Genomic DNA, 17,331 nt, shown 5'->3' on the forward strand with positions numbered 1-17,331 from the left:
TGGCGGCGACGATCGCCGTGAAGGCGGTTTCAAGCCCCGCGAGGACCGTGGCGGTTTCAAGCCCCGCGAGGATCGTGGCGGTTTCAAGCCTCGTGAAGATCGCGGCGGCTTCAAGCCTCGCGAGGACCGTGGTGGATTCCGTGGCGGCGACGATCGCCGTGAAGGCGGCTTCAAGCCCCGTGAAGATCGTGGCGGATTCAAGCCCCGCGAGGATCGTGGCGGATTCAAGCCCCGTGAAGATCGTGGCGGTTTCAAGCCCCGCGAAGACCGCGGCGGATTCAAGCCCCGCGCCGAGAGCAGCACCGCTGACCTCGAGGCACAGCGCGACGAAGCGATCCGTCGCGCTCACAACCCTGCCGACCTTCGCAGCTCCAACAGCCCGGAACGCGGACGTTCACCGGAAATTGATGACGATGTAACTGGCAAGGAACTGGACCGCATCACCCGTGCGGAACTGCGTTACCTTGACGACGTCAACAACGAATGGGTTTCCAAGCACCTGGTCATGGCCGGCCGCTTGATCGACATCGATCCGCAGCTTGCCTACGAGCACACCATCGCAGCTTCCCGTCGTGGCGGCCGCGTTGCAGTTGTTCGTGAAGCCGTCGGCCTCGCCGCATACGCTGCCGGCGAGTTCGCCGAAGCACTGCGCGAATTCCGCACCCACCGCCGCATCAGCGGCAACAACCTGCACCTGCCCTTGATCGCGGATTCCGAACGTGGAATCGGTCGTCCGGAAAAGGCCCTGGAAATTGCCCACAGCGAGGTCATCGAGACCCTGGATACCAACGGCAAGGTCGAAATGGCCATGGTCGCTTCCGGTGCCCAGAACGACTTGGGCAACCTCGAGGCAGCCTTGGCTGAACTCGAGATCCCGCAGCTGGACCTGAACCGCGCGTTCAGCTACAGCCCGCGTCTCTTCTCGGCCTACGCCGATGCCCTGGAAAACCTGGGCCGCAATGAAGAAGCAGCGACCTGGCGTAAGCAGATCTCCGTGGCCGAGGAAGCTCTTGGCACCGGAGAGTTCGCCGAACCGGACATCATCGACCTCGGCGAAGACGATGAAACCGATGCGCGCCGCCCGCGTGCCCGCGACATCGTCGACTCGGAATCACCTTCCTCGGAAGACAGCGACGAATCCTCGGAAGATGCAGTAGAAGAGGGAATTTCCGACGAAGACGCCGTCGACGTTGTCGATGCCTCCTCGCTGGAGGAAGTGGCCGAGGAATCGAACCCGGAACTCGATGAAGAGGCCCCGGCCGTCACCGAGACCAACGGAACGTCCCCGGTCATCGATCAGGACGAAAACGACGAAAAGTAGGAACTCGATTCATCCATGCTGATCTCAGGTTATGACGCGCTGCTCGCCGATCTCGACGGCGTCGTCTATGCCGGCAACGGTGCAATTCCCAAGGCCATCGATGCCTTGAACCGATTGCAGGACCACTCGGTCGTCCTGGCGTACATCACGAACAACGCCTCACGATCGCCGGGTGCCGTTGCGGCGCACCTGATTCAGCTGGGCGCTCCCGCGTCTGCCGAGCAAGTATTTGGCTCGGCGGACGCGGGGGCCGAACTCCTTGCCCAAAAACTGCCCCAGGGTTCCAAGGTCCTGGTGGTGGGCAGCTCCTACCTACGCGACTGCGTCAGTTCCTTCGGAATGGAAATCGTAGCCAGCCACCTGGATGTGCCCCAAGGGGTCATCCAGGGTTTCGACCCCTCGATTGGCTGGAAGGACCTGGCCGAAGCAGCCTACGCGATCCACGGTGGGGCCGTCTGGGTCGCCACCAACACCGATCGGACCATTCCGCGCGCCGAGGGCATCGCCCCGGGCAACGGATCCCTGGTTGAGGCCGTCGCCGCCGCAACAGATGCACAGCCACTGGTAGCCGGCAAGCCCGAGCCACTGCTTTTCCGCCGCGCGGCGGAAACCTTCCAGGCCACCCGCCCGCTGGTGGTGGGCGACCGGCTCGACACCGACATCCTCGGCGGCAACAACGCCGGCTACAGCACCGCCTTGGTGCTCACGGGCGTGGATTCGGTGCGCACGGCGTTGGCCGCCCGCACCGCCGAGCGCCCCGACTTCATCCTTGCCGACCTCTCCGGGCTCTACGAGACCTACCCCGTCATCGAGGTCACCGGATTCGGCATCCGCTGCGGCACGGCCCTGGCCTCGGTCAACGGCGAAACCATCACCATCGATGGCGACGAAGCGAACCTGGATTCCTGGCGTGCGGCATGCGCGGCCTGGTGGCTCGCACACCCACGACAGGAACACGCCGTGGAACCGAAGCTCAGCTTTTCCCAAATCGTCGGTAGCAAGCCATAGGCTCGAGGGTGATGATGAGCAACAACCACACACCACCTGACAACGACGGCCCCGGCGCTCCTGTGCCCGGGCCGCGTCCGGCGGCATCCACGGAATCCGGCCGGCCGACCACCGACCTCGGGGTACTGGAAACCCTGGCCTCGACGCCCGTTGCCGAACACCTGGCCATCTTCGAGGACCTGCAGGCCTCGTTGACCGCCGACCTGGATGCCACCTCGTTGGAGCAGGCATGAGCCGCCTCGACCAGGAACTGGTCACCCGGTCCCTGGCCCGTTCGCGCACCGACGCCGCCCGGCTGATCGCCGACCAGCGCGTGCGCGTCGACGGCATGATTGCCACGAAGGCCGCCAAGAACGTTGCCGAAACCTCGGCCATCACCGTCCAGGCCGCCGCGGGCGAGGAATTCGTGAGCCGGGCCGGCCACAAGCTTGCCGGCGCATTGGCCGCATTCTCCCTCATCGAGGTCGCGGGAAAGCGCTGCCTTGACGCCGGCGCGTCCACCGGCGGATTCACCGACGTATTGCTGCGCCGCGGCGCGGACCACGTCGAGGCCGTCGACGTGGGGCACGGGCAGCTCGTCCCCGAACTGCGCGCCGATGCCCGCGTCCACGTCCACGAGGGCATGAACGTGCGCTACCTGGACCCCGCAGACATCGGGGGAGAGGTGGCCCTGGTCGTGGCCGACCTGTCATTCATCTCGCTGACCCTGGTGATGGGCGCCCTGGCCGGCGCCACCGAGCAGGACGGCGACCTGGTGCTCATGGTCAAGCCCCAATTCGAAATCGGCCGCGAACAACTCTCCCGCACCGGGGTGGTGCACAGCCCCGACCAGCGGCGCAAGGCCGTGGATGTGGTGATGGCCTCGGCACACGATGCAGGACTGGGCGTCAAGGGGCTGGCACGCAGTCCGCTGCCTGGCCAGGACGGCAATGTCGAATTCTTCCTGTGGCTGGGCAAGGACACCGGACACAATCCGGAGGCTTCCCCACAACCCCGCGTCGGGACCGACGCCTGGCCGGACGTTGACTATTCTTAGACTGGTGGCATCTGAACCGATGTCCTAACCTTCGGTCCGCCGAGGAAGGAACTCATGCGCAGGATTTTGGTCCTCACCCACACCGGACGAAACGATGCCCTTTCAGCAGCGGTTGACACCTGTTCCCGGCTGCGGGATGCCGGACTCATCCCGGTGATGCGCCGCCTGGAAATGCAGGCAGTGCGCAACACCCCGGAGGGCGAGGACATCGAGGTCGAGATCCTCGACGAAGACACCAGCCTCGAGAACATCGACCTGGGCGTGGTGCTTGGCGGGGACGGCAGCGTGCTGCGGGCCGCCGAACTTGTGCGCAACGCCGGGGTGCCGCTGCTCGGGGTGAACCTGGGGCACGTGGGGTTCCTGGCCGAAAGCGAACGCACGGCCCTGAAGGAAACCGTCCAATGGGTCGTTGAGCGCCGCTACACCGTCGAGGAACGCATGACCATCGACGTGCAGGTCTGGCTGGACAACCGCCGGATCGCCCACACCTGGGCGCTGAACGAGGCGGCGGTCGAAAAGGCCAACCGCGAACGCATGATCGAGGTGGTGATGGAGGTCGACGGCCGCCCGCTGAGCACCTTCGGCTGCGACGGCGTCGTCATGGCGACCCCCACCGGCTCCACCGCCTATGCGTTCTCCGCCGGCGGGCCGGTCGTCTGGCCCGAGGTCGAGGCCCTGGTCATGGTCCCCATCAGCGCCCACGCGCTTTTTGCCAAGCCCTTGGTCGTCGCCCCGACCTCGCTGCTGGCAATCGAGATCCTGACCCGCACCGATGCCGGAGCGGTGCTCTGGTGCGACGGCCGGCGCACCATCGAACTGCCGCCCGGGGCCCGCGTCGAAGTCACCCGCTCCACCAAGCCGGTGCGCCTGGCACGGGTGAACCAGACGCCGTTCTCCGAACGACTGGTCAACAAGTTCGAACTACCCATCCAAGGCTGGCGCGGACCCGTTGAACCCGGGGAACGCGAGACGGCCACGACCGCCCTGCCGGTCATCACCCCGGCGGTGCAGGTCATCGAGCCGCGCCACCACGCGCCCAAGCCCGAACCGGAAACCCTCGGGGACAAGGATCATCGGAGGCAACTGTGATACAGGAAATACGCATCAGCGACCTGGGTGTCATCTCCCAGGCGACCCTGCCGCTGGGCCCGGGCTTCAGCGTGGTCACCGGTGAAACCGGTGCAGGAAAGACCATGGTCATCACCGCGCTCGGGCTGCTGCTCGGGCGCCGCGCCGACGCCGGGGCCGTGCGCCACGGCGCCAAGCAGGCGGTGGCCGACGCCACGCTCGTGCTGCCCGCGACCAGCAAGGTCCTGGACCGTGCCGAGGAAGCCGGGGCTCTGGTCGAACGCTTCGATGACCAGGCCGAGCTGATCATCACCCGCACCCTGTCGGCCGAGGGACGCAGCCGCGCCTCCGTTGGCGGGAGGGCCGCCCCGGTGGGCGTGCTGGTTGAGCTGGGCGAGGACCTGATCGCGATCCACGGTCAAACCGACCAGCTGCGGCTCAAGGGGGCAGCTGCGCAACGCGCCTCGCTGGACAAGTTTGCCGGCGCCCCGCTGGCCAAGTTGCTGGCCACCTACCAGGAGACCTTCGACAAGTGGGGCAACGCCTCCGCCGAGCTGGAGGAACTCGCGGCCGCATCCCGCGAACGCATCCGCGAGGCCGAGTCGCTGCAGGCTGCACTGGAGGAAATCGACGCCGTCGACCCGCAGCCGGCCGAGGACGCCGAGCTGAAGAACCAGTCGTTGAAGCTTTCAAACATCGAGGCGCTGCGTTCCAACGCGAACCTCGCCCACGAGTCCCTGAACACCGAGGACTACGAGGCGCCCAGCGTCATCTCGCTGGTGGAAATCGCCAGGCACGCCCTGGAACAGGTGGCCGCCGATGACGCGGACATCAAGTCCCTGGCCGAGCGGCTCGGCGAGATCGGCATCCTCGCCGCCGAGGTGTCGACCGACCTGGCCGGCTACCTCTCCGACCTGGACGCCGAGGGACCCGAACGGCTCGCGGCGCTCGAGGAGCGCCGGGCCGACCTCAACCGGCTGATCCGCAAGTACGCACCCGACATCGACGAGGTGATCGCCTGGGCCGACACCGCGCGCAAGCGGCTGGCCGAGATCCAGGGCGACGACGGCCGCATCGAGGCGCTGCGCGCCGAAACCGAGGCGCTGCGCCTTGAGGTCGCCGAGCTGGCGGCGAAGCTCTCGAAGCTGCGCGCCAAGGCCGCCAAGGACCTGGCCGCCCGCGTGACGGCCGAGCTGGCCGCCCTGGCCATGCCGGATGCGAAGTTCGTTCTCGAACTCGAAAAGCTGGCCGACCCCAACCGCTTCGGCATTGACGCCATCACCATGCTGCTCCAGCCACACGCGGGTTCCTCCCCGCGTCCCCTGGGCAAGGGGGCCTCGGGTGGCGAGCTCTCCAGGGTGATGCTGGCCATCGAGGTGGTGCTGGCGGCCGTCGACCCCGTCCCGACCTTCGTCTTCGACGAGGTGGACGCCGGCGTCGGCGGCAAGGCGGCCGTCGAGATCGGCAAGCGCCTGGCCATGCTGGCCAAGCACGTCCAGGTGATAGTTGTCACCCACCTGCCGCAGGTGGCGGCCTATGCCGACCGGCATGTGCGGGTCATCAAGTCGTCGAACGCGTTGGCCGCCGACGGCGCGGGATTCACCGCCAGCGACGTGGTGCTCCTGGACGAGGCCGAGCGGGTGCGCGAATTGGCGCGGATGCTGGCCGGCCAGGAGGATTCGTCCACGGCGCAGGCGCATGCCGAGGAGCTTCTCGGCGAGGCGCAACTGCTTGTGAGTTCGCTTTCCTGAACCCCGGATTCCGCCTGTCGGATCGAGCGAGCCTGTAGAGTCTTTCCCAACCGTCCAACAACGAAAAGGTGATAGGGTAGAACCCCGTGGTGCAACGTAATCTTTCTCGTGATTCCCGGTCGTCTGAAACGACAAAGCATATCTTCGTCACTGGTGGCGTGGCCTCTTCCCTCGGAAAGGGATTGACGGCTTCCAGCCTCGGTCACCTTCTGCGGGCACGTGGGCTCTCCGTCACCATGCAGAAGCTAGACCCGTATCTCAATGTGGATCCGGGCACAATGAACCCCTTCCAGCACGGTGAAGTCTTTGTCACCGATGACGGCGCCGAAACCGATCTCGACATCGGGCACTACGAGCGCTTCCTGGACGAAAACCTCACCGGCATGGCCAATGTGACCACCGGACAGGTCTACTCCGAGGTCATCGAGAAGGAACGCCGCGGCGACTACCTCGGCGACACCGTGCAGGTCATCCCGCACATCACCGACGAAATCAAGCGCCGCATGCGCCTGCCGGCCACCGAGCCGGGCAAGGGCAAGAAGGCCCCGGACGTGATCATCACCGAAATCGGCGGCACCGTTGGCGACATCGAGTCCCAGCCGTTCCTCGAATCGGCCCGCCAGGTCCGCCAGGACATCGGCCGCGGCAACGTCTTCTTCGTCCACGTCTCCCTGGTGCCGTACATCGGCCCCAGCCAGGAACTGAAGACCAAGCCGACCCAGCACTCCGTGGCGGCGCTGCGCTCCATCGGCATCCAGCCCGACGCCCTGGTGATCCGCTCCGACCGGGACATCCCGGACGAGATGCGCGTGAAGATCGGCCGCACCTGCGACGTCGATCCGGAAGCAGTGATCAACTGCGCCGACGCCCCGAGCATCTACGACATCCCCGTCGTGCTGCACGCACAGGGCCTGGACGCGTACATCGTCCAGCACCTGGGCATGAAGTTCAAGGACGTGAACTGGTCCAAGTGGAACAAGCTGCTTGACGCAGTCCACAACCCCAGGCACCACCTGGAAATTGCGCTGGTCGGCAAGTACATCGACCTGCCCGACGCCTACCTCTCGGTCACCGAGGCGCTGCGCGCCGGCGGCTTCGCCAACAAGGCCAAGGTCCAGATCCGCTGGGTTCCCTCCGACGACTGCTCCACCACCGAAGGCGCCAAGAAGGCCCTGGCCGGGGTCGACGCGATCTGTGTTCCCGGGGGCTTCGGCATCCGCGGGCTCGAGGGCAAGCTCGGCGCACTGAAGTTCGCCCGCGAAACCGGACTGCCGACCCTGGGCCTGTGCCTGGGCCTGCAGTCGATGGTCATCGAGTACGCACGCAATGTCGTGGGACTGGCCGACGCCTCGTCGACCGAATTCGAGCCGAACTCCAAGCACCCGGTCATCGCCACGATGGAAGAGCAGCTGGACATCGTCGACGGCAAGGGCGACCTGGGCGGCACCATGCGCCTGGGACTCTACGACGCGACCCTCACCGAGGGCTCGGTCATCGCCGAGACCTACGGCAAGACCGCCGTCGCCGAGCGCCACCGCCACCGCTACGAGGTCAACAACGCCTACCGTGCGCAGATCGCGGAGGCCGGCTTGGTCTTCTCCGGCACCTCGCCGGACGGCAAGCTGGTCGAGTTCGTGGAACTGCCCAAGGACGTGCACCCGTACTACGTCTCCACGCAGGCCCACCCGGAGCTCTCCAGCCGTCCCACCCGCCCGCACCCGCTCTTTGCAGGGCTGGTCAAGGCCGGGTTGGCACACCAGAAGGCCGGCAAGTAGCACCATGGCAACGACAGACGGCGAGGCGCTGGGCGATTCGTTCAGCCCTCGCCGCCTGCTTAAGTCCGAGACCGTATACGACGGGCGCATCTGGGACGTAGTGCAGGACACCTTTGAATTTGCGCCCGGCGCGGCCCCGCTGGTGCGGGACTACATCGACCACCCCGGTGCCGTGGCGGTGCTCGTGCTCAACGAGGCCGACGAGGTGCTGATGATCAACCAGTACCGCCACCCCGTGCGCATGAACCTGTGGGAAATCCCCGCCGGGCTCATGGACATTGAGGGGGAGCCGCCGCACCTCGCCGCCGCACGCGAACTCGCCGAGGAAGCGGACCTCGTCGCCGAGGACTGGGCGGTCCTGGTGGACCTGTTCCTGTCCCCGGGATCCTCCTCGGAGGCGATCCGCATCTACCTGGCCCGCCATGCGCACCCGGTCCCCGACCACGAGCTCCATGAGCGCACGGACGAGGAAGCCGACATGACCCTGGCCTGGGTTCCCCTGGACGAGGCCGTCGCCGGCGTCCTGGGCGGGCGGATCCACAACCCCTCCGCGGTTGCCGGACTGCTGGCCGCCGTCGCGGCCCGCGCCGACGGCTACGCCTCGCTGCGCCCGGTCGACACCCCGTTCGAGGCCCATCCCCGGCTGCGCTCCCACGAGCCAAGGCTCTAGGGGAGGGGCGCCATGTCCCCGGACACGTTCGAGCCGGCCACCATCGGGCTTGCCGAGGTCGGTTCGGTCCCGGCCACGATCCGGCTGACACCCATCGCCCCGGCCCCGGCCCCGGCCGCCGTCGCGCCGGCTGTCGTCGCGCCCGACCCGGCGACCCTGCCCATGGGCAAGCACCTGGCGACCTACCTGCAGCACCTGGCCGTGGAACGCGGCATGGCCAAGAACACCGTCAGCGCCTACCGCCGGGACCTGTACCGATACGTGTCCTACCTGCACACCAGGGACGTGCACGAGCCCGCCCAGGTCAACCTCGGGCACCTGACTTCCTTTGCCCAGGCGGTGCGCGACGGGGCGGACGGCGCCGCCCCGCTCAGCGCCCGGTCTGCCGCCCGCACCATCGTCGCGGTGCGCGGGGTGCACAAGTTCTGGGAACTGGAGGGCCTGGCACCCACGAACCCCGCCGTCGACCTTCATCCGCCGGCCCCCGGGCGCCGGCTGCCCAAGGCGATCAGCGTCGAACAGGTCACCGCGATCCTGGACTCGGTCTCCATCGAGACCTCCGCCGGCCTGCGCGACAAGGCCATCCTCGAATTCCTCTATTCCACCGGTGCCCGCATTTCGGAGGCCGTGGGCCTGGACGTCGACGACCTGCACCTGGAACGCCCCGCCAGCGGGCCGGCGGTGGTTCGGCTCTTCGGCAAGGGCTCCAAGGAACGCATCGTGCCGCTGGGGTCCTACGCCATCGATGCGCTGAACGCCTACCTGGTCCGCGGGCGGCCCGAACTGGTGGCCAAGGGCAAGGGCACCGCGGCCCTCTTCCTGAACCAGCGCGGCGGGCGGCTCTCGCGCCAGTCCGCCTGGTCGGTGCTCACCAAGGCCGCCGAGCGCGCGGGCATTGAACAGGACGTCTCCCCGCACACCCTGCGCCATTCCTTCGCCACCCACCTGCTCGAGGGCGGCGCCGACGTGCGCGTGGTCCAGGAGCTGCTGGGCCACGCCTCGGTGACCACCACGCAGGTCTACACGCTGGTCACCGCTGACACCCTGCGAGAGATCTACGCGGCCGCCCACCCGCGGGCCAACAACTAGGGAAGGTTCCCCGCCATGCCCCAAGCGTCCGCCAAAACCCCCACCAGGGTCGTATTGTGCCTGCCGGTGGTGAGTGGAACCGACGGCACCCGGGTGCTGCTGGGGCTGAAACAACGCGGGTTCGGTGCCGGCCGGGTCGTTGCCCCGGGCGGAAAGATCGAGCCGGGGGAGAGTCCCGAGGCCGCCGCGGTGCGCGAACTCCTCGAGGAAACCTCGCTGGTCGCCGACGCCTCGTCGCTGCTGCCCGCAGCCCGGGTCTACTTCCGCTTCCCCGCGAACCCCGACGCTGACATGGACTGCACGATCTACCTCACTTGGGCTTTCACCGGCCTTGCCCTGCCCTCGGCCGAACTTGCCCCGGAATGGCATCCGGTGGCGAACCTGCCATTGGAGCGGATGTGGGACGATTCGGCGCTGTGGCTGGGGCGGATCCTGGCCGGCGAACGCTTCGACGCCATGGTGCGGCTTGCCCCCGACAACGAATCGGTGGACCGTTTTTCCACCGTCAACTGGCCGGAAAACGGAATTCCCGCCCTTGATGCAACCGAAGCCGACTTCCCGGACATTACCTAGGCATGAGGGAGCACCCGAACCCGGGTGCCGTGAGGGGGAGGGAACCCATGGGAGCGAGAACCGCGTTGCATGTGGAAGAACTGCACCGGCAGTACTCCCAGCGCGTTTACGGATACGTGTACCGGCGCACCAGCGATGTGCAGTCCGCCCAGCAGATCACCAACGACGTCTTCCGCATCGCCTGGCAGCACCAGAAGGAGCCGTCGGAAGATGCGTTGCCGTGGCTGCTGGTGACGGCGCGGAACCTGGTCGCCAATGAGTACAGGGCCCAACGCCGCCAACGCAGCCTCATCGAGAAGCTGGGCAGCAGCGAACTGGCCCGCCGCCCGCAGCCGGAGAACGATCCCGGCGCCGCGGTCCGCGAAGTCCTGAACTCCTTGCGCCCGCAGGAACGCGAAATCCTCATGCTCGCCTATTGGGATTCCCTGAGCCTGAATGAAATCTCGACGATCCTCAGATGCTCGCCCGATTCGGCCAAGTCACGGCTGTTCAGGGCGCGCAAGGCCTTCTCGAAGAAGGCCCCCAACCAGATGTTGAAGGGTGGAACCTCAAATGGACAACATTGAACAGCTCCTTCGAGACGCCGACCCCCGCATGCACCGAGACTCCGGCGGGCCGCTGCCCCTTGACCTCGACGAGCCCGGCCCGGTATTCGCCCAACAGCCGGTGCACAAGAGCGCCAGGCCGCGGCGCTCGTGGGTCCCCGTGGCCTTGGGTGCCATGGTCACCGCCGCCGCGGTGGCGGCGGTCGTCGTCTGGTCGCCGTGGAACGCCCCGCTTCCGGACCCGCTCCCGGCCATCACACCCACGCCGAGCCCCACGGCCCCCGCGCCCTCGGGGACCGGCACGGCCGATCCGACCTCGCAGCCGGAATCACTGCAGCTGCCCAACGGGCTGTTCCCCGCCTACGACGGCGCGCACTTCGCCGACGACGCGGCGTGCCGGGCGCTGTCCCTCCCCGAAATGCAATTCGCCGACGTCAACGGCAAGCTCAGCAATCCTGGCCTCGAGGCCGGGGCCTTCGCGCTCATCGGCTGCCTGGACGGATTTGCAGCCTTCACGCCGTCGGAGCAGTACCGCACCGAGCTCATGGTCGACGACGTGGCCGCCGGCATGCTGATTGCCAAGTGGGATCCCGAAGCCGGGCACTGGGCCAGTTCGCCCGTGAAGCTCGCCGAGGACGGCGTGGAAGTGCATCAGGAATACCTTAGCTGGCCCCTGCTGCGTGGCTACACCTACGAGGCGGATGAGACTGCCGAGCAGCGCATGAACCGGGCCATCAAGGACAAGGGCATTCCCGCAGAAGTCGCCGAGACCCTCTTCGGGCCGAACGAGCCGTCGTGGATGGAGACCGAGACCGGTGCCGAACGCATCACCTACGGCAACACGCTCCTGGAGGTCACCCACCCGTCGTGGGACATGTACGAGATCATGCGCGACCAGAACGGCAAGGTGCTTGAGTCGGCCGTCGCGGATCCGAGGGAGGCTTCCGTCTACCAGCTGATGTTTTTCGATTCGCACGGAAAGGCGGTCTTCAACCTGGGGTTGTTCACCGATGACCGCGCGGGCCAGGACGAATCCGAAACCTGCGACGACCCCTCGGGGACCTACACGCTGCACGGCCTGAGCCCGACCTCCGTGGCGGTGGACGAAGGGAAGCTGGCCTTGGGCCTGGTCACCGAAACCGACGTGTTCGGGATCGAGCGCTCCACGGTTTCGCTGGTTCCGGCCGACAGCGCCACGGAGGGAAGGCTGTGCGACCTGGCCACGTCCTTCCACCTGGACGGGAAGATGCTCCAGTCCGAGGCCTGGACCGGCTACCTGGGGTTCAAGGACGCGACGGAACGGACCGCCTACCTGCAGTCCAGCGAGTACCTTCGGGCCCGTGAGGTGGCCGCCTCGCTCGAGATTAGGTAGAGGGCGTTGGCTCCGGGGTATCCGTCCGCAGAGCCGGGCGGATCCCCCGGACGGTGGTGAACGGCCTGCCGCCGGCATCCCGATAGCCCCCCCTGTACCGCCCCGGTCGATAACGGTCTGGTAATGCCCGGCGGTCCATGCTATTGCTGAGGTATCCACCGCACGGCACCTGACAGGAGCGGATCAATGGCATTGCTGACGGCCCGGGGAACGGGCCCCGAGGGGGACGGCGCGGCCCGGGCCGCCCTTGCGGCGGGAATCGACCCGCAGGCGCTCAAGCCCCATCTGGTCAACCTCTCGGACGGCCGCTTCTCCAGCGGCGGACAATTGCGCACCACCCCGGAGGACATCCAGGCGATCTTCGCGCGCCACCTGCCCGAATTCGTCGCCGTCAACGGCGGCCGCGACGTGCCCCTGCTCTTCTGGGCGCACGGCGGCCTCGTGGATGAAAACTCGGGCATCGCCGGGGCCGCGCGGCAGATCCCGTGGTTGCTGGCCAACGGGGTCTACCCGATCTTCTTCATCTGGGAAACCGGGCTCTTCGACGCCATTGAGACCCTGCTCGGCGCCGCCCCGCGCGAGGCGGCCCTCGGCGCCCCGGCCGAGCGCGGCTTCCTCCAGGACGCCTGGAACAAGGCCTTCGAACTGCTTGCCAGGCCCGTGGGACCCAAGATCTGGGGCCAGATGAAGCTCAGCGCCGCCCAATCCGTTGCAGACGACGGCGGTGCCCTGTACGTGGCCCGGGCGCTGGCCGAATACGTGGACGGCAACCCGCAGGCGGTCCAGCTGCACGCGGCGGGGCACTCGGCCGGGTCCATCTTCCATTCCCACTTCCTGCCGGCCTACGCGGGCCTTGATGCCGGCAGGGGATTCTCCACGCTGAACCTGCTGGCCCCGGCCATCACGACCGAGGACTTCAAGGCGCGGCTGCTGCCGCTGCTGGGCGCCGCCAACGGGGTCGACCACCTGGGCATGTTCTCCATGAACCGGGAGCTGGAGGAAGAGGACAACGTCATCGGCGTCTACCGCCGCTCGCTTCTGTGCCTGATCCGCGCCTCGCTGGAGGTCGACCCCAACACCCCGCTCCTGGGCCTGGCCGAATCGGTGGCCGCCGACGACCAGCTGACCCGGCTCTTCGCCTCCGACCGGGCCGACGCGACCTGGTCGATAGCCGGCGGCGGCCCGAAAGCCGGGCGCAGCGCCGCGACCTCCCATGGTTCCTTCGACAACGACCCCGACACCATGACCAGCGTGCTGTGCCGGGTGCTGGGCCGCGAGGACGTCATCGGCTACGACGCCGCCCGGCCGGTGCCGGCGCCCGCGGCCGCCGTGCACCCGGCGCCGGCGCTCGCGGTGCCGCCCGCCCCGGTCCTTGCCCGGCCCGGGGCGGGCGGGGACCGGTACGCCCTGTGCGTGGGCATCAACGACTTCCAGAACCTGCCCCGGGGCTCGTGGCTCAACGGCTGCGTGAACGACGCCAACGACTTTGCGCAGATGCTGGGGGCCGGATACGGATTCGCCGACGGCCAGATCGAGGTGCTCACCGACGCCGCGGCCACCAAGGCGGCGGTCATGGGCAGGCTGGGCGAGGCCATGGACCGGGCGGCGGCCGACGGGCTCAAGCACCTGGTCTTCACCTTCTCCAGCCACGGGACCCAGATCCCCGACGCCTCGGGCGACGAGGCGGACCAGGCCGACGAGGCCTTTGCCACCTACGACCTGGACCAGGCGGGGGACCAGTGGGATCCCGCCACGCTGATCTCCGACGACGAGCTGCACGACCTCATTTCCCGGGCCGGGCCCGGGGTGCTGGTGGAGGTCGTCCTTGACACCTGCCACAGCGGCGACGGGCTCAAGGCGCTGGACCTGCTGCCCGGGCGCCGCCCGCGGTTCGTGCCCCCGCCCACGCCGATCGGCCTGGAACGGACCGCGACGGCGGATCCGCGGGCCTTCCGCGACCTGGTGTCGCGCTCGGCACGGGGAACTCGCCCGGTGCTGCTGGCAGGCTGCCGCTCCGACCAGACCTCTGCCGATGCGGTGTTCGACGGACGCTACAACGGCGCGTTCACCTACTACCTGCTCGGGGAGCTGCGCACCGACCCCACCCGCAGCCGCCGGTCGATACTCGCCGCGGTCACCAAGTCGCTGGCCAAGGGCCGCTTTGACCAGCGCGCCCAGCTTGAGGGGCCGGCCGCGGCCAAGGACTCTCCGTGGGGGAGCGCCTTCGCCGCCGCGGCCAGGTGAGGCGATGCACGTCCTGCCGCCGCATCGCGCCGGGGACCTGAGCTCGCTGACGGTGCTTGCCCAGGGACCGCATTCGCTGGACTCCGCGGGTCTGCTGATGACCCACACCCTGCGTGTTCCCAGCGAACGGCTGCTCACCGGCCCGTTGGGCGCGCGCCTGGAGGTGGTGGTGCTGGGCCCGCGGGGCCGGAGGGAAAACCAGGTTCTGGGAAACGGCCAATGGGGGGCGGAGGACATCGGGCCACGGCCGGATCCGTCCCGGCTTCCGACCGACCGCCGCTTCCTGGCCCAGCAGGCCTACGCGGTGGCGGCACACACCCTGGCCTCGTTCGAGAGGGCGCTGGGGCGGCGCATGGGCTGGGCCGGCGGGGCCAGGCTGAAACTGTACGCCAATGACCGGATCGACTACCGCAACACCGGCTACACCCGGCCCGACTGTTCCATCCGGTTCGGCATGATCGAGGATTCGCGGCACCGGACCAAGCTCCCGCTGGTGCTGTACCGGGACCTGGTGGCCCACGAGGTCACCCATGCGGTAGTCGACGGGTACCGCCCGCGCTGGGGAGATGCGCTTGCCGGCGCCGACCAGCTGGCGCTGCACGAGGCCCTGGCCGACCTGCTGGCCATGCTGGGGGTGTTCACCGCAGAACCCGTGGTGGAAAAGATCATTGCCGGGGAACTTGCAGCCTGCGGGGGAACCCTGGAATCCGTCGATTCGACGCTGCTGGCCTCGGGGCTCTTCCGCTTCGCCGACAACCTGTTCAGCCACGGCCGGTCCGCCCGCGATCCGCTGACCGGCGACCTGCCCCGGGACTGGCGCGAGGACGTGGAACCGCACCGCCGGGCCGCCGGGGTCGTTCGCGCGGTGCTGGGAACCGTGCTGCGTTTGTGGCGGGCCGAGCTGGGACGCCCCGGGCGGCGGTCCAGCGTCCACCAGGTGGCGGCCGCCGGAGCGCGGATCGGTGAGCGGGTGCTGAACATGCTGTTGCGCGGCCTGGCCTACATGGCCCCGGTGGATGTGGGCTGGGAGGATTTGCTGCGCGGAATCCTGGCCGCCGACGCGGTGGTGGTCCCGCAGGACGGGCGCAACTACCGCGGCACCCTGCGCGCCTGCTTTGCGGAGGTCGGAATCGTCACCGGCCCGGAACGGGCGCTGGACGGGATCTCGGCCCTGCACGACCTGAACTACCCGGTCCGGCTCTCCGCCCTGGGTTCCGACCCCGACGAGGTGCTGCGCTTCATCTGGGACAACCCCGCGCTGCTGGACGCGGCGAAACTGGATCCGGCCGCCAAGATCACCATCGACAGGGTGCGCCCCAGCCTGCGGATCAGCCCCGACGGGTTCGCCGTTTCCGAGATCGGGGCCTCCTTCGTCCAGGAACTGCGCCTGGCCCGGTCCGAGGCCGCGAGGCTGGGCCTGCGGACCACATCCGCGGTGGTGTTGCGCGGCGGGGGCCTGTTGCGCTTCGACGAGGGCGGACGCCTGTGTTTCGCCGCGTTGAAGCCGCTGCTTGATGCGGGGAGGCAGCAGGAACTGCTCGACCGGGCCGACGAGGCCCGAAGCGCCGCCCAGCGCATCGGTGCCTCGATGTTCCATCCCCCGGCGGCCGCGGGGCCTCCATCAGCTTGATCCGCAACACCGGCGAGGGAGCATTCAGGCGCATGGACCCGGGCACGGAAAAGGCCGCCCGGGGGAGCACCATGTCTCCCGCCAGGCGGCCATTTACGTTGGCTCAGAGCGCGCGCTGCTCCGGGCCGTTGTACTCGGACAACGGGCGGATCAACGCGTTGGCCGCGCGCTGTTCCATCACGTGAGCGGTCCAGCCGGTGATGCGCGAGGCAATGAAGATCGGCGTGAACATGTCGGTGTCGAAGCCCATCAGGTGGTACGTCGGGCCGGCCGGGTAGTCGAGGTTGGGCTTGATGCCCTTGGCCTCGTCCATCGCGGCCTCCAGGCCGTCGTAGAGCCCCAGCATCTCGCTGCGGCCGAAATAGGCGATCATCTTGTCCAGCGCGGCCTTCATGGTCGGCACGCGGGAGTCGCCGTGCTTGTAGACGCGGTGCCCGAAGCCCATGACCTTCTTCTTGGCCGCCAGGGCGTCTTCCATCCAGGCCTTGGCGCGTGCCGCGGCATCCTCCCGGGACTCGTTCTTGTCGATCCCGATTTCCTGGAAGGTGTGCATGACGGCCTCGTTGGCTCCGCCATGCAGCGGTCCCTTGAGCGCGCCGATGGCCGCGGTGACGGCCGAATGCAGGTCCGAAAGCGTGGAGGTCACCACGCGTGCGGTGAACGTGGAGGCGTTGAAGGAGTGCTCCGCGTAGAGCACCATGGACACGCGGAACGCGTCGACCACCTCGGGGGCGGCCTCCTCGCCGAAGGTCATCCACAGGAAGTTCTGCGAGTAGTCCAGGTCCTCGCGCGGCTCGATGACGCCCAGGCCGCGGCGGCGGCGCTGGTCGTAGGCGACCACCGCCGGGAACGCGGCAAAGAGTTCCTTGGCCTTGATCAGCTCGGCCTCCGGGGATGAATCCCCGGCCAGGGCGTGGTTTGCCCCAACGACCGAGACCGCGGTGCGGGCCACGTCCATCGGATGGCAATCCAGCGGCAGCAGGTCGATGGCGGCCTTGACGTTGGAGGCCAGCGCGCGCCCGGCGCGCTCGGCGGCCACGAAGTCGGTGAGCTCGATTTCGCTGGGCAGCTCGCCGTTCCACAGGAGCAGCGCCACTTCCTCGAAGCTTTTGCCGGCCGCCAGGTCCTGGACCGGGTATCCACGGTAAAGCAGCGAATTCGTGTCCGGGTTGACCTTGGAAACGGCCGTGTAGTCGACAACGACCCCGGCGAGGCCCTTCTTGATCTCAGTTTCAGTCATCACTTCGCT

At 68.1% G+C, this 17,331-nt stretch carries 16 protein-coding genes; 14 read left to right on the forward strand and 2 right to left on the reverse strand.

Features of this window, described 5'->3' with window-relative positions; translation table 11 throughout:
- Positions 1-349: hypothetical protein (locus AC6CHY_RS16735; RefSeq protein ID WP_498227441.1), on the reverse strand; the 349-nt coding region annotated here is incomplete at its 3' end.
- 156 nt (positions 350-505) lie between these two features.
- Between AC6CHY_RS16735 and AC6CHY_RS16740 the strand changes: the two genes are divergently transcribed.
- The 14 genes from AC6CHY_RS16740 to AC6CHY_RS16805 all read left to right on the forward strand — a co-directional run bounded on the left by AC6CHY_RS16740 (position 506) and on the right by AC6CHY_RS16805 (position 16,082).
- Positions 506-1,321 (forward strand): hypothetical protein, encoded by an 816-nt coding sequence (locus AC6CHY_RS16740; RefSeq protein WP_498227442.1) that lies wholly within the window; start codon positions 506-508, stop codon positions 1,319-1,321.
- Positions 1,322-1,336: 15 nt separating this feature from the next.
- The gene (locus AC6CHY_RS16745; RefSeq protein WP_498227443.1) at positions 1,337-2,329 is read left to right on the forward strand and encodes an HAD-IIA family hydrolase; all 993 of its coding nucleotides are present in this window, start codon (positions 1,337-1,339) and stop codon (positions 2,327-2,329) included.
- Between the two features lie 14 nt (positions 2,330-2,343).
- Positions 2,344-2,562 (forward strand): hypothetical protein, encoded by a 219-nt coding sequence (locus tag AC6CHY_RS16750; protein WP_217389974.1) that lies wholly within the window; start codon positions 2,344-2,346, stop codon positions 2,560-2,562.
- Positions 2,559-3,365: a TlyA family RNA methyltransferase gene (locus AC6CHY_RS16755; RefSeq protein ID WP_217389973.1), complete on the forward strand. Its 807-nt coding sequence runs from the start codon at positions 2,559-2,561 to the stop codon at positions 3,363-3,365. The genes AC6CHY_RS16750 and AC6CHY_RS16755 overlap by 4 nt, the downstream gene beginning before the upstream one ends.
- A 54-nt stretch (positions 3,366-3,419) precedes the next feature.
- Positions 3,420-4,454 carry an NAD kinase gene (locus AC6CHY_RS16760; RefSeq protein WP_498227444.1) on the forward strand — a complete coding sequence of 345 codons (1,035 nt, stop codon included), beginning with the start codon at positions 3,420-3,422 and terminating at the stop codon, positions 4,452-4,454.
- Positions 4,451-6,184, forward strand: coding sequence for a DNA repair protein RecN (recN, locus tag AC6CHY_RS16765; protein ID WP_498227445.1), 1,734 nt, complete (start codon positions 4,451-4,453; stop codon positions 6,182-6,184). Before AC6CHY_RS16760 ends, recN begins: the two co-directional genes overlap by 4 nt.
- Before the next feature lie 86 nt (positions 6,185-6,270).
- Entirely contained in the window at positions 6,271-7,959 is a 1,689-nt protein-coding gene (pyrG, locus tag AC6CHY_RS16770) for a CTP synthase (RefSeq protein ID WP_217389970.1), read from the forward strand.
- A 4-nt stretch (positions 7,960-7,963) separates the two neighbouring features.
- Positions 7,964-8,629 (forward strand): NUDIX domain-containing protein, encoded by a 666-nt coding sequence (locus tag AC6CHY_RS16775; protein WP_217389969.1) that lies wholly within the window; start codon positions 7,964-7,966, stop codon positions 8,627-8,629.
- A 162-nt stretch (positions 8,630-8,791) separates the two neighbouring features.
- Positions 8,792-9,718, forward strand: coding sequence for a site-specific tyrosine recombinase XerD (gene xerD / locus AC6CHY_RS16780; protein ID WP_217389997.1), 927 nt, complete (start codon positions 8,792-8,794; stop codon positions 9,716-9,718).
- Between the two features lie 15 nt (positions 9,719-9,733).
- The gene (locus AC6CHY_RS16785; protein WP_498227446.1) at positions 9,734-10,291 is read left to right on the forward strand and encodes an 8-oxo-dGTP diphosphatase; all 558 of its coding nucleotides are present in this window, start codon (positions 9,734-9,736) and stop codon (positions 10,289-10,291) included.
- A gap of 47 nt (positions 10,292-10,338) precedes the next feature.
- A complete protein-coding gene (locus AC6CHY_RS16790; protein WP_498227447.1) occupies positions 10,339-10,857 on the forward strand; it encodes an RNA polymerase sigma factor in 519 nt (172 codons plus the stop codon).
- A complete protein-coding gene (locus AC6CHY_RS16795) occupies positions 10,844-12,208 on the forward strand; it encodes a hypothetical protein (protein ID WP_498227448.1) in 1,365 nt (454 codons plus the stop codon). The genes AC6CHY_RS16790 and AC6CHY_RS16795 overlap by 14 nt, the downstream gene beginning before the upstream one ends.
- Before the next feature lie 186 nt (positions 12,209-12,394).
- Positions 12,395-14,452: a caspase family protein gene (locus tag AC6CHY_RS16800; RefSeq protein ID WP_498227449.1), complete on the forward strand. Its 2,058-nt coding sequence runs from the start codon at positions 12,395-12,397 to the stop codon at positions 14,450-14,452.
- A 4-nt stretch (positions 14,453-14,456) separates the two neighbouring features.
- A complete protein-coding gene (locus AC6CHY_RS16805) occupies positions 14,457-16,082 on the forward strand; it encodes a gluzincin family metallopeptidase (protein ID WP_498227450.1) in 1,626 nt (541 codons plus the stop codon).
- A gap of 103 nt (positions 16,083-16,185) precedes the next feature.
- Here AC6CHY_RS16805 and AC6CHY_RS16810 read toward each other — a convergent pair whose 3' ends face one another.
- Positions 16,186-17,322, reverse strand: coding sequence for a bifunctional 2-methylcitrate synthase/citrate synthase (locus AC6CHY_RS16810; protein ID WP_498227451.1), 1,137 nt, complete (start codon positions 17,320-17,322; stop codon positions 16,186-16,188).
- Positions 17,323-17,331 lie beyond the last annotated feature (9 nt).

Source organism: Paeniglutamicibacter sp. GQ140 (assembly GCF_059759235.1).